The organism is Rhodanobacter sp. C05, from assembly GCF_002001165.1.
Classification (GTDB): domain Bacteria; phylum Pseudomonadota; class Gammaproteobacteria; order Xanthomonadales; family Rhodanobacteraceae; genus Rhodanobacter.
In genome coordinates, this window is sequence record NZ_MUNQ01000005.1 from 38,433 (window position 1) to 51,512 (window position 13,080).

The window sequence follows — 13,080 nt, forward strand, 5'->3', positions numbered from 1 at the left end:
CATTCTCCTGTCAGAGCAGCAAGCGACGGATGTCGCCGAGCTGGGTGGCGAGGAAAGATGCGAAGCGTGCGGCGAGCGCACCGTCGATCACGCGATGGTCGTACGACAATGACAGCGGCAGGATCAGCCGCGGCGCGAACTCCTTGCCGTTCCACACTGGCTTGGTCGCCGCCTTGGAGACGCCGAGGATCGCCACTTCGGGAGCATTGACGATCGGTGTGAAGCCGGTGCCGCCGATGCCGCCGAGCGAGGAGATCGAGAAGCAGCCGCCAGACATCTCCGCCGGGCCAAGCTTCTTGTCGCGTGCCTTCTTGGAGATCTCGCCGAGCTCGCGGGCAAGATCGAGCAGGCCCTTCTTGTCGCAATCGCGGATCACCGGCACCACCAGGCCGTCGGGCGTGTCCACCGCGATGCCGATGTGGAAGTACTTCTTGAGGATCAGCTTCTCGCCGCTCTCGTCGAGCGAGGCGTTGAACTGCGGGAACTGTTTCAGCGCTGCCACCACCGCCTTGATCTGGAACACCAGCGGGGTGACCTTCAGTTCCTTGTTCTCCTCGCCGAGCTTCTTGCGGAAAGCCTCCAACTCGGTGATGTCGGCGTCATCGTGCTGGGTGACGTGCGGAATCATCGCCCAGTTGCGCGCAAGGTTCGCGCCGGAAATTTTCTGGATGCGCGACAGCGGCTTTTCCTCGATCTCGCCGAACTTGGCGAAGTCGATCTTCGGCCACGGCAGCAGGCTCAGGCCGCCCAGCGATGCCGCGGCGCCACCTGTCGGACGCGCACCGGAAGCGAGCGCATGCTTCACGTAGGCGCTGACGTCTTCGCGCTGGATGCGGCCGCCGCGACCGGAACCCTTCACCTGGGTGATGTCGACGCCCAGCTCGCGCGCGAAGGCACGAATCGCCGGGCTGGCGTAAGGCGCATCGCCCGGCATCACCAGGCGCGCATCCAGCGGCGGTCGCGCCGCCGGCGACACGTCGCCTTCCGGCACGTTGCCAGGCAACACGCTGCGGCCGCCGATCGGCGCGGGCTTTTCCTCGACCTGCGGTGCGGAGACCTTGTCCGGCGCAGGCGCAGGGGCGGGAGCCGGCGCGGCAGCTTTTGGTGGCTCGGCGGCAGGTACAGCGGCAGCGCCATCGGCCTCGATGATCGCGATCACCGCGCCCTCGGACACCTCATCGCCCACTTTCAGTTTCATTTCCTTGATCGTGCCGGCGAACGGTGCAGGCACTTCCATCGTGGCCTTGTCCGACTCCAGCGTGATCAGGCTCTGCTCTTTCTCCACACGGTCACCAACCTTGACCAGCACTTCGATGACGGGGACGTCGGCGTGACCGATATCGGGAACACGAGCTTCTTTAAGGTCAGCCATGATGACTCCTGCGATGGCGATGGCGTGCCGCTCGGGGATGGCGGCCGCAGACAAGGCCTCAATCATAACGAAGGCCTGACGATTCGTATGCCTGTAATGATCACCATGCGCGCGCGTATGCATGACCTTGAGCGCACGCACGCACCCAACCCATGCCCTAATCTGGGGCTCAGCCAACACCGCGCCGGGCGGTACAAGGAAGCAAGCCATGCTGACGATTCGTGACCTGTCGAAAACCTACGCCAACGGAGTGAGGGCACTGCGCGGCGTGTCGCTGGATATTCCCAACGGCATGTTCGGCCTGCTCGGTCCGAACGGCGCAGGCAAATCTTCGCTGATGCGCACGATCGCCACGCTGCAGGATCCGGACGAAGGCACGATCAAGCTCGGCGACATGGACTTGATGGCCGACAAGCAGGCCACCCGGCGCCTGCTCGGCTACCTGCCACAGGAGTTCGGTGTGTACCCGAAGGTCTCCGCCGAAGCGATGCTGGAGCACTTCGCCGTGCTCAAGGGCGTCACCGTGAAGAGCGAGCGGCGCGAACTGGTCGAGGCCCTGCTGCGCCAGGTGAACCTGTGGGATGTGCGCAAGCGCAAGCTGGGCACCTACTCCGGCGGCATGCGCCAACGCTTCGGCATCGCCCAGGCGCTGATCGGCGATCCGCGCCTGGTCATCGTGGACGAGCCCACCGCCGGACTCGATCCGGAGGAGCGCAACCGCTTCCTCAACCTGCTGGCCGAGATCGGCGAACGGGTGGTGGTGATCCTGTCCACGCATATCGTCGAGGACGTCACCGACCTGTGCTCGCGCATGGCGATCATCGGCCAGGGCCAGGTGCTGCTGAGCGGCGAGCCGGTCGAGGCGATCCGCTCGCTCGACGGCCGCGTGTGGCGACGCACGATCGACAAGGCCGAGCTGGATGGCTACCGCGCCCGCATGAACATCCTGTCCACCCGCCTCGCCGGCGGCCGCACCCTGCTGCATGTGCTGGCCGACACCCGACCGGAAGAAGGTTTCGAGGCCGTCGCGCCCGATCTGGAAGACGTCTATTTCGGCCGCCTGCGCGAGCAGGCCACGGCCAAGGCAGCCTGACGCCAACCGCTGTTTCGGCAGTCTTCCACTACAGGGACGGGAATATGTTTTTCGAGATACTCCGATTTGAATTGCGCCAGCAGCTGAAGGCGCCGCTGTTCTGGATCATCGCTGCCGTGTTCGGCGCGCTCGCCTTCACTCTGGTAACCACCGATGCGGTGATCATCGGCGGCTCCAGTGGCAATGTATTGCGCAATGCGCCGCTGGTGATCGTCCGGCTGCTCAGCGTGCTGACGATACTCAGCATGTTCCTGGTGACGGTGTTCGTCGCCGGCGCCGCGCTGCGCGATTTCGACCAGCGCACCGCAGAGCTGTTCTTCACCACACCGATGAGTCGTGGCGCCTATCTCGGTGGCCGCTTTGCTGCGGGTTATCTGGCGTCGCTGGCAATCATGCTGGCCTGCGCGCTGGGCATAGCGCTCGGCGGCATGATGCCGTGGATCGATGCGCTGCGGTTGGGGCCACCCAGCTGGCATGGTTATGCGTGGGCATTCGGCGTGATGGTGGTGCCGGACATGCTGTTCATCGCCGCGCTGTTGTTCCTGCTGGCCAGCACCACGCGCTCGCTGCTGGCCACCTATATCGGTGTGATCGTCTATTTCGTGCTGCAGAGCATCGTTGGTCAGCTGACCAAGGACGTCAACAACCATTTCATCGCCGCGATGCTCGACCCCTTCGGCGGGCGCACCATCGCGCTGGTCACTCGCTATTGGTCGGCCTACCAGTCCAATCACGAACTGCCCCCACTGACTGGCGTGCTGCTGTTCAACCGGTTGCTGTGGGCCGGCGTCAGTCTTGCCATGTTCGGTGCCACATTTGCACTGTTCCGGCCGAACCGCGAAGGCCTGCAGCTGCCGCGACGCAAGAAGCGTGCGGAACCGCCGATGCTGCGCCCACAGGCCAGCCATGCCACGCTGACGTTGCCCAAAGTGCGTCTGGCCGACAATCTTGGCGCGCACCTGCTGCAACTGCGCACGCAGTTCGCATTCGACACGTTCGGCGTGCTGCGCGGCGTGCCGTTCCTGATCATGCTGGCGCTGGGGCTGGCCAACCTGTTCGGTGTCTTGACGCTGTCCGGACAGATCTATGGCACCGCCACCTGGCCAGTCACCCACCAGGTGCTGGACGGCGTGCGCGGCAGCTTCCAGTGGCTGCTCTTCATCATCATCACGTTCTACGCCGGCGAACTGGTGTGGCGCGAGCGCAGCCAGCGCTCAGCCGAGGTCACCGATGCGTTCCCGCTGCCGGACTGGATCCCGCTGACCGCCAAGCTCGGCGCCCTGCTGGCGGTGATCGTGGTGTTCCAGCTGGTCGGCTCGCTGGTCGGTATCGGCTGGCAGCTGGCGCACGGCTACACCCATCTGGAGCTGGGCCTGTATCTGGAAACACTGGCGCTGGATACGATCCCGTTCGCTTTGCTGGCGGCGCTGGCGTTGTTCCTGCAGGTGCTGTCGAACAACAAGTTTCTTGGCTACCTGCTGACCATCCTGTGGTTCGTCTGCCAGATTGGCTTTGGGCTGCTGCACTGGGAACAGAATCTGTACAACTACGGCAACGTACCGTCTGCGCCGTATTCGGACATGAACGGCTTCGGGCATTTCCTCAAGGCGACGCTGTGGTTCGACTTCTACTGGGCCAGCTGTGCGGTGGTATTGCTGGTGCTGGCCGCGCTGTTCTGGGTTCGCGGCACCGGCCAGGTCTGGCGTGAGCGGATGCGTGAAGCACGCTCACGACTGCGCGCGCCGACGAAGATTGCACTGGCGCTCGGTCTGCTTGCCTTCATCGGCAGTGGCGCGTGGATCTACTACAACACCAACCTGCTCAACCACTACCTGAGCAGCAGCGACAAACTGAAACAACGCGCCGACTACGAGAAGAAATACGCGAAGTACAAGGATCTGCCGCAGCCGCGCATCACCGCGGTGAAGGCGGATGTCGACATCCATCCGTACCAGCGCAAGCTGGAGATTCGCGGCCACTACACCCTGGTCAACAAGCACGACACGCCGATCAGCGAACTGCACGTGAACTACACCGACGGCTTCAAGTTGAAGTCGCTGGATTTCGCACCGCACGACACGGTCAGCGAGGACAAGGATCTCGGCTACACCATCTACCGACTGAAAACACCACTGGCACCGGGCGCGTCGATGAACTTCGACTTCGATCTGGAATACGCACCGCAGGGTTTCACCAATAGTCCGGAAGGAACCTTCCTCGCCTATAACGGCACCTTCTTCAACAACAGTGTGATGCCGCAATTCGGCTACCAGACGGAAGCGCAGATCACCGATCGCAACGATCGCCGCAAATACGGCCTGAAAGGCGAGGTGCCGCGGATGCCGAAGCTCGGCGACGAGAGGGCACGCGCGAACACCTACCTCAGCAACGATGCGGACTGGATCAGCTTCGATACCACCGTATCCACCGCCGCCGATCAGGTCGCGGTGGCACCGGGCTATCTGCAGAAGGAATGGACCGCGAACGGGCGGCACTATTTCCATTACGTCATGGACCAGCCGATGCTGCCGTTCTTCTCCTACCTCTCGGCACGCTATGCCGTGAAGCACGAGACGTGGAAGGGCGTGGATATTTCGGTGTACTACAACCCGGCGCATGCATGGAACGTGGACCGGATGATCCAGGGCGCCAAGGATGCGCTGGACTATTACGACACGAACTACACGCCGTACCAGTTCCACCAGCTGCGCATCCTGGAATTCCCGAACTACGCCGCCTTCGCGCAGTCGTTCGCCAACACGATTCCGTTCTCCGAATCGATCGGCTTCATCGCCGACCTGCGCGACAAGTCGAAGATCGACTACGTCTACTACGTCACCGCGCACGAAGTGGCCCACCAGTGGTGGGCGCATCGGGTGATCGGCGCAAACACGCAGGGCTCGACCATGCTCAGCGAATCGCTGGCGCAGTATTCCGCGCTGATGGTGATGAAGCAGAAGTACGGCGCCGACCAGATGCACAAGTTCCTGAAATACGAACTGGACAACTACCTGGCGGGCCGTGCCACCGAGAAGCTGGCCGAGGAACCGCTGGCGAAAGTGGAGAACCAGCAGTACATCCATTACCGCAAGGGTTCGCTGGTGTTCTATGCACTGCAGGACTACATCGGCGAGGACAAGCTCGACGCGATGCTCAAGCAGTTCCTGCTCGACAAGGGTTTTCAGCAACCGCCCTACACCACCTCGCAGGAGTTCATGGACGCACTGGCCAAGGCGGTCGGGCCGAAGTGGCAGCCGCTGCTGGATGACTTCTTCTGGAAGATCACCCTGTTCGACAACCGCATCACCGAGGCCACCGCGAAGAAGCTGCCGGACGGCAAGTACGAGGTGACCATGAAGGTGCATGCCGGCAAGGTCTACGTCGACGGCACCGGCAAGGAAACCGATGCCACGCCGGACATCCCGATCGACATCGGCGTGTTCGCCGCACCTGCCGATGGCAAGGACGGCAAGCCGCTGTACCTGAAGGAGCAGATGGTGGCGAACGGCGACAGCACGATCACGGTGACTGTCGACAGCAAGCCGTTCGACGCCGGCATCGATCCGTACAACGAACTGATCGACCGTGTCTCCAGCGACAACCGGAGGCCGGTGACGCTGCAGTAGCGGCTGCTCAGTCCGGCTTCGCCACCGGCGGAACCACGCCCTGGATCAATCGGATATCCATTGGCGTGGTTGGAATACTGATCTCCTGCGCGTCGATCCGTTGCTTGATCGCGCGCAGCAGGTCGGCCTGGACCGCCGAGTTGTCACCGACGCGCGTCCAGCCGCGCAAGACCAGGTTCACCGTCTCACCAGCCAGGCTATCGATCGATACGCCCGGTGAAGGATTCTTCAAGATCCGTGCATCGGCTTCGAACAGCTTCGTGATGGCGGCCATCACCTTGTCGATGTCGTCGCGATGGCTGACACCGAACTTCAGTTCAAAGCGTCGCGTGCCACGGCGATTGAAATTGAGGATGGCGTCGCTACCGATCTTCGCGTTTGGCACGATCGCTTCGCGGTTGTCCGGCAGGATCAGCAGCGTGTGCATCAGGTTGATGGTTTCCACCGTGCCCTCGATGCCACCGGCGGTCACGTAATCACCGACACGGAACGGCTGGAACACGACGAGCAGCACGCCCCAGGCCAGGTTGCTCAGCGAGCCTTGCAACGCCAGCCCAACCGCCAGTCCGGCGGTACCCAGTGCGGCGACCAGGGGCGCTGAAGGTATGCCGGCCTGGGTCAACGCCATCACGATCAGCACCGCCACCAGCACGCCGTAGATCAGGTTGCGCAGGAATCCGCTCAGCGTGGTGTCCACTCGCGCGCGCTGCAGCGCCCGCTGCGTGACATTGGCAAGCCGTGCGGCCAGCCAGATGCCCAGCAAGAGAATCAGCAGAGCTTCCAGCAGGTGCAGTCCGTTCGTGATGACGGCTTCGCCAAGATCGTGCCCGAGAAGGCGTTCCAGAAAATCATGCATGGCTGGCGGCTCGCGGAAAAAACCGGCGTCAGCCTAGCAAACCCGTCATGAAGAATTCGCCGACGGCGACCAGTGCATGACTCAGTGCGTGGCCGACTCGCGCAGCGCCTGGCGTACCGAGCGCAATGAGCACACCTCCCACAGCGCCACGAATACCAATACGGCCGTCGTCGCCATGCCCAGCGATGCCACCGACCAGCACGTGAGCGTCAGCGCCAATGCCGCCAGCAAGCCGAGCCCGAGCAGATGCGACAGGGGCAGGTTGGTGCTGTTCGCCGTCTTCTTGAACCACGCATTGCCGAACAGATACAGCGCCGGGCCGCCCAGGAGCACGGTGCCGCTGATCGTGTCGACGCGTTGCGCCCCATCGTGCAGGGTCAGTTCATCGGCCACCGCGCTGACGATGATGCCGGCGACGATCAGAAGATGCAGATAAGTATAGGCAACCCGCGCCGTGCGGCCGGGATCGGCCGACTGCCGGATTGCCCGACTGCCGCGTTCGGCTGCCAGATCGAAATAGATCCACCACATCGCCACGCTGCCGGCGAAGGCACTGGCGAATGCGAGCAGCGCCTGCGGTTGCGCCAGGGTCTCGGCAAAACTCGACCCAGTCACCAGCACCGACTCGCCCAGTGCGATGATCACGAACTGGCTGCAGCGCTCGGCCAGGTGACCGCCGTCGATATCCCAGTCGGTAGTGCTCGAGCGACCCAGGCCGGGCACGGGAAAGGCCAGTGCCGGCCCGAGGTATTCCAGCATCAGTGCAGCAATCCACAACATCCAGCGCCACTGGCCGTCCAGCCAGCCACCAGCAAGCCAAAGCGCACCGGATATAACGAGCCAGACCGTGATCCGCTGGAAGTTGCGCGTATTCGCCGACGCGGCATCACCCAGCGCCCATAGCATGAACAACGTGCGCCCCACCTGCATGAAGACGTAAGCACCGGCAAACAGCAAGCCACGTGCGCCGAATGCCTCGGGCAGAGCGATCGACAACAGCAACCCGGCGAACATCAGTGCCAGCAGCAGCAGCCGCACCAGCGGACGTTCCGGATCGAGCCAGTTGGTGACCCAGCTGGTGAACACCCACACCCACCACACCGCCAGGAACAGCAGCAACACCTGCAGCGCACCGATCACATTCAGACCATGCAGCAACGTATGCGACAGCTGGGTCACCGCGTAGACGAAAACCAGGTCGAAAAACAGCTCGATGTTGGTGACCTTGCCATGGCCGCCGGCATGGCGCGCGCGCAGCAAGCCATGTCGCATGGTGCGGGCAGGATCGGCTGACGAGGGAATGCTCACATGGCGACCTCAGGCAGGTTTGCGCCTTTATCGCATGGCAGCCCGGATACCGTCACGCGATCGGGTCAGATCCGCTCATCCTCGATCTCACTGACCCGGCCATCCACCATCGTCACCACGGTCACATGGTCGTCCCGACGATAACGCCACTGCTCGCCGCCCTTGTCCTTGGTCTGTACACGGACACCGCCACGTCGGCTGCCACCGCTGCTGTTGCGGCCATGGGAACTGCGCTTGTGCGATTTTGACGACGGCTTGCCCAACAGCTCGGTGACACGCTCCCGGCTATCGCCGACAGTGAGTACCTGACTGCCTACACGCAAGCTGCTGGACGCCTGCGCCGCGGCGGTGAGCGCGAACAAGGCTACGATGAGGCGAATGTGCATGACCTTCTCCCTGGTCTGATGAAGTTCGGTAGTCCTTACCGCTGCAATGGAGTCGACTCAGCCGCGACGTTCCTCAAGGCGATCCTCGATCGCGGAAACCTTGCCGGCGATGATCGTCACGGTGATCACATGGCCATCCTCGCGGCTGAATTGCCAACGCTCACCGAGAAATGCGCCGAACTTGTTCTCTACCGGCTCCTTGTAGGTCGGCGTACCCAGCAGGTCGAGCGTGTGCGCAGCGGTATCACCCACCGCCAGCACCTGCTGGCCGACACGCAGGGTCTCGCTCGCACAGACAGCAACGCTGAAAGCCAGCAACGGAAGCAGCAACAGATGACGCATGGCACTCTCCTTCGTACGATGAATGCGTTTCAGAAACCGGTACCCGGCTTGGCCAGGTAAATCAGCTCTTCCGGTGTGCTGGCACGGCCCAGTGCGGCATTGCGATGCGGAAAACGGCCGAAGCGCTCAATCACCTCGCAGTGTCGCCGAGCATAATCGAAAAATCCTGCGAAACGTTCACGCTGCTGCATAGGCACATCTGCGCATAGCGCCCCGAACTGCTCCACCGAGCGCTGTTGCAATCCCATGTCTTCCGCATGTTGCAACGGCATGTAGGCAAATACGCGCTGAAGTGGCGGCAATCGCCGGTCGTCACCACGGACCAAACCTGACAACACCAGATGCTGGGCCTTTACGTCCTGCGTCCAGGCTCGCGGATCGCCGCGATACAGGTTGCGCGGACACTGATCGAGCAGGATCAGCAGCGCCACCCAGCCCGATGGGGTGGCCGTCCAGCCATCCAGCCGACCATCGGCCGCGGCGTCGACCGCATGACCGAGACGTTCGCGGATCTCTTCGTCGAAGGCCGTATCGATACCGAACCAGCGTACAGCGTTGGCTTGGGCAAACCAGAAATCGAGGACATCCCTTGCGGTTGTGAGCATCGCTGTTCGGTCAGTAACGCGCACTGCCGACCAGGCTATGCATGTCCAGATGAATGCCCCGCAGGCGCGGCAGCTGGCGATGCAGAATCAGCGCCGCCTCGACAGGCAGCGCGGCAATCGCCTGTTCGAACGCGTGCAGCAACGCACTCTCGTGATGTGCCAGCACGCGGATCCAGGCGCTGTCGCGACGTGCGGCGGTACGCACCAGGCAACCGGCTACATGTCGATGCACGGTACCGCGCCAACTGCCATGTCGGCGCGACGCGCTACTGCTGGCACGTTGCAGGTCGGCAATCAGCAAACCCAGCGTGTGTGCATTCTCGCCCAGCACCAGCCGCAAGCCCGGCTCGCATGCCACAGCGGCATGCCGATACAGCCGCTGCAAATCGACGCTGCGCCGGATCAGGGCATGACAGATGGCTTGCGGAGGATATGGCTGCACAGCCGCCTCCTGGCTGGACGATGGATGGATCACATCGCTATCGTCGTCCTCTCTCACTTAGCGGGAGATTAATCCGGGGCAGCCTGCGGGATTGCAGTCAGCCTTGAGCAGGTTGCGTCGGGCCCGTCTGGCGGCTCACTGATCGATCTGCAGCAGATTCAACAGCCGGCCGTTGCTGCCGCGTATGCCTTGCTGCAGCTCGGCCAGCCGCTGGATCGACGGGCACAATGCTTCAATCTGCGGACGCAGTGCCGCCTGCAGACGCTGTTGCAGGCGGGGCTGCAGGTCGGTGGCGAGCGTTGCGGCGCGATCGCGCAGATCTGCTGCAGTCTGCAGGTCGCCGTTAAGTGCCGCATTGATCGCCTGCTGGCCGAGATCGGCTGCCAGTAGTGGTACAAGATCAGCCGCCATCTGGTTCATGACCTGGTTGGCGGCATCGCCCTGCCAGTCATGGGTGCTTTGGCTGGCCGCGATGCGTTGCTTGAGCTCGCTGGCATGCGCATCGAGACGGCGGTTGAATTCGCTGCGTGTATCGGCATTCAAGCCCAGGCCGGCAGTTTCGGCGTGCACGGCATGCACCGCCATGTCCACGCCGTTCTGTGCGACTGCGCGCACCCGTGGTGCCAACGCACGCAGCTCCCGTTCGAACAGCACCAGCCGATCCTGATCCTCCGCGTTCAAGGGCATCGAGGCACCATCGGTACGCAATGCACCCTGCTGCAGCTCGACATGAAACGGTGCCGGCGATGGGCGATCGAACAACAGGCTGTCCGGTCGCAATGTCACGTCATAACTGCTGCTGGCATGGCAAGTGGTTGCCAACTCCTGTGCATGAAGAGATGGCACCAACATGGCCAGTCCAACGCCGAGGACGGCAATCATGCAAGGCAGACGCATCGAGTGAATTTCCTGAGAGATGTCAGCCAAGCGATACCCTGTCATCCAGCAACCCATGCTGAATGCGACAGATCGGCCAGCGAGATCTCTGCAGGCACTCAGCTATTTCAGCTTATTGATTCCGGCATCAGGTGCCACCAAGCTGCGTCTTGAGATGCAGGCCTTGGTCGATCTGCTGGATGGATCCGTCCGGGGTGGCATCGGCACTTCCTGCAAGCAGCGTATCTGTATGCGCCCACGGCACAAATTCACTCGGACCAGGCACATAGGCTTGCCATTGACCGTATTTCGCGACCGGGGTGTAGCCGTTCACACTGTAGTTGATCGGTATCCGCGCCACCCAGTAATCGCGAGCTATACCCTTACCGTGGGTGGGCGTGTTGAACGTCCACTGCCTGACTGCCGCCAAGGAAGCCTTGGCGAGATCCTTCCGGAATTCAGCCATCTCGTTGTCATTGGTATAGACGCCGAGGTTGACCTGCTCGACCGCCACATCCGCCACTTGCCCCTGCCGGTCAATGCGTGCCAATACATATACGGTGCCGGAAACATGTGCTCTCAATGAAAGATTCGGATAACGTGGAGCAGGATGCTCCTTGTAACTGACATGCTCAGTGGCATCGTCATCCTCCTGACCAAACTGGGCGCCGGCAATGCCGATCGATTCATGCTGGTCGTCGATCCGTTTGGCGACAATGCGCAAGCTCATTTTCGCTTTTGCAACCACGGGTTGACCGTTGACGAGAACAGGCACGAACGTCCAGGCAGGGACGTTCTTCCGGATAAGATCGACGACGACAGGCGGGAGCTTGTCTGATTGATCAATGGCATATTCGTGGACGCTGCCATCCGGGGCCACTTCGACCACTCCGGTAACCAACATGCTCGCCTGTGCCCTCTTGCGCACCGCATTGGGCCCGGCGGCCAGCGTCACGCTCGACAGCAATACACAGAACAACCCCAGCAATAAGCGTCTCATCGCTGTCCCTCCTTAGTAAGCCTGCTGAGCAGTCTAGCGCCAAGCCACGATGCAAGCAGTCGTTCGACAATCAGTCGTATGAACCTCAGCGACGCAGCCGAAACTGGGTACGTGCCGCCGGGCGCCCCAGCCACCAGCTCAGCCACAGCAGGGGGGGCACGGCAAGCCCCTTGAACAGCAGCGCCAGCTGCATGCTGCGGTAAACCTGCGGCAATTCCTGGTGCATTGCTGTATGCAGGAAGTCGCCGCTGGCTCCTGAGAAAAGCGGCTGCCACTCCAGCCACAGCAGGATGCCGCTGTATATCAGCCATGCCGCAAGCAACACCGCCGCCAACCGCATGCATGGCCGCGCCCAGGACTGGCGCAAAACGCAGCCGGCGCAGATCACGATCAGGCTGAACGCAGCCACCAGGTAAGCCATGTCCCAGCCAAGCATGCTGTGCAGCGCTGCGACCGCATCAGGCTCCGCCGGTGCCAGTGTCTGCAGTTGCTCCCAGACCTGCTGCGCGTGGCGTACATACTGCAGGCAACCAAGTGCGGCAAGCAGCAGCAGCGCCCATACCAAGACACGCCAGATGGCCAGCCCGTGCGGCTGCATGGACCGGTCGCGAATCATCAAGGGCATCAGCCTGCCGCCTTCAGGGCAGCCAGGTCGTTCATCACCTGGGCGGAATTCTTTTCCGGGTCCACATCCACGTAAACCTTGGCGATCCTGCCGTGCGGGTCGATCAGGAAGGTGGTGCGCCTGGCGTAGTGGATGCCCATGCGTTCGGTGAGCACGCCGTAGCTGGTGGCTACGCTGCGGTCGGCATCGGAGAGCAGCGGGAACGGCACATGGTATTTCGAGGCAAACTCGGCATGCGATTTCACGCCATCGAGGCTCACACCCGCCACCTCGGCACCTGTCTTGCGCAGCTTGGCGATGTCATCGCGGAAGGCGCACACCTCGGTGGTGCAGCCAGACGTGAAGTCTTTCGGATAGAAATACAGCACCAGCCAGTGACCATGAAAATCGGCTGGCGCATGCCAGTGGCCGTTCTGGTCTTGCAGGTGGAAAGCCGGCGCGGTGTCACCCACTTGCGGGGTAGCGGCGAAGGCCGGCGCCGCCAAAGCACACAGCAGGGTCAACACGAGCAGACAACAAAGACGGCGCATGACGGAATCTCCAGCGGGA

General features: G+C 62.4%; 13 protein-coding genes. 2 read left to right on the forward strand and 11 right to left on the reverse strand.

Going from position 1 to position 13,080, the window contains the following annotated elements:
- Positions 1-10 precede the first annotated feature (10 nt).
- Positions 11-1,582, reverse strand: coding sequence for a dihydrolipoyllysine-residue acetyltransferase (aceF, locus tag B0E51_RS00225; RefSeq protein WP_343124649.1), 1,572 nt, complete (start codon positions 1,580-1,582; stop codon positions 11-13).
- Between aceF and B0E51_RS00230 the strand changes: the two genes are divergently transcribed.
- Positions 1,581-2,465, forward strand: coding sequence for an ABC transporter ATP-binding protein (locus tag B0E51_RS00230; protein WP_077442832.1), 885 nt, complete (start codon positions 1,581-1,583; stop codon positions 2,463-2,465). The two genes, aceF and B0E51_RS00230, sit on opposite strands and share 2 nt — an antisense overlap.
- A 44-nt stretch (positions 2,466-2,509) precedes the next feature.
- A complete protein-coding gene (locus tag B0E51_RS00235) occupies positions 2,510-6,091 on the forward strand; it encodes a M1 family aminopeptidase (protein ID WP_077442833.1) in 3,582 nt (1,193 codons plus the stop codon).
- Between the two features lie 7 nt (positions 6,092-6,098).
- On the opposite strand, the gene B0E51_RS00240 is transcribed toward B0E51_RS00235, so the two are convergent.
- The 10 genes from B0E51_RS00240 to B0E51_RS00285 form a co-directional block, all read right to left on the reverse strand.
- Positions 6,099-6,947, reverse strand: coding sequence for a mechanosensitive ion channel domain-containing protein (locus B0E51_RS00240; RefSeq protein WP_077442834.1), 849 nt, complete (start codon positions 6,945-6,947; stop codon positions 6,099-6,101).
- A gap of 81 nt (positions 6,948-7,028) precedes the next feature.
- Positions 7,029-8,255: a low temperature requirement protein A gene (locus B0E51_RS00245; protein ID WP_254424348.1), complete on the reverse strand. Its 1,227-nt coding sequence runs from the start codon at positions 8,253-8,255 to the stop codon at positions 7,029-7,031.
- A gap of 65 nt (positions 8,256-8,320) precedes the next feature.
- Entirely contained in the window at positions 8,321-8,641 is a 321-nt protein-coding gene (locus tag B0E51_RS00250; RefSeq protein ID WP_077442836.1) for a DUF2845 domain-containing protein, read from the reverse strand.
- Between the two features lie 57 nt (positions 8,642-8,698).
- Positions 8,699-8,983 (reverse strand): DUF2845 domain-containing protein, encoded by a 285-nt coding sequence (locus tag B0E51_RS00255; protein ID WP_077442837.1) that lies wholly within the window; start codon positions 8,981-8,983, stop codon positions 8,699-8,701.
- 29 nt (positions 8,984-9,012) lie between these two features.
- On the reverse strand, positions 9,013-9,588 hold the full coding sequence (locus B0E51_RS00260) for a DUF924 family protein (protein WP_077442838.1): 576 nt from the start codon (positions 9,586-9,588) through the stop codon (positions 9,013-9,015).
- A gap of 10 nt (positions 9,589-9,598) precedes the next feature.
- Complete coding sequence (locus tag B0E51_RS00265) at positions 9,599-10,030, reverse strand: hypothetical protein (protein WP_077443251.1); 432 nt, start codon at positions 10,028-10,030, stop codon at positions 9,599-9,601.
- A gap of 135 nt (positions 10,031-10,165) precedes the next feature.
- On the reverse strand, positions 10,166-10,927 hold the full coding sequence (locus tag B0E51_RS00270) for a DUF2884 family protein (protein ID WP_143525737.1): 762 nt from the start codon (positions 10,925-10,927) through the stop codon (positions 10,166-10,168).
- 127 nt (positions 10,928-11,054) lie between these two features.
- Positions 11,055-11,906 carry an energy transducer TonB gene (locus B0E51_RS00275; protein ID WP_077442839.1) on the reverse strand — a complete coding sequence of 284 codons (852 nt, stop codon included), beginning with the start codon at positions 11,904-11,906 and terminating at the stop codon, positions 11,055-11,057.
- 85 nt (positions 11,907-11,991) lie between these two features.
- The gene (locus B0E51_RS00280; protein WP_077442840.1) at positions 11,992-12,531 is read right to left on the reverse strand and encodes a hypothetical protein; all 540 of its coding nucleotides are present in this window, start codon (positions 12,529-12,531) and stop codon (positions 11,992-11,994) included.
- Positions 12,531-13,061 (reverse strand): peroxiredoxin, encoded by a 531-nt coding sequence (locus B0E51_RS00285; protein ID WP_077442841.1) that lies wholly within the window; start codon positions 13,059-13,061, stop codon positions 12,531-12,533. Before B0E51_RS00285 ends, B0E51_RS00280 begins: the two co-directional genes overlap by 1 nt.
- Positions 13,062-13,080: the final 19 nt, after the last annotated feature.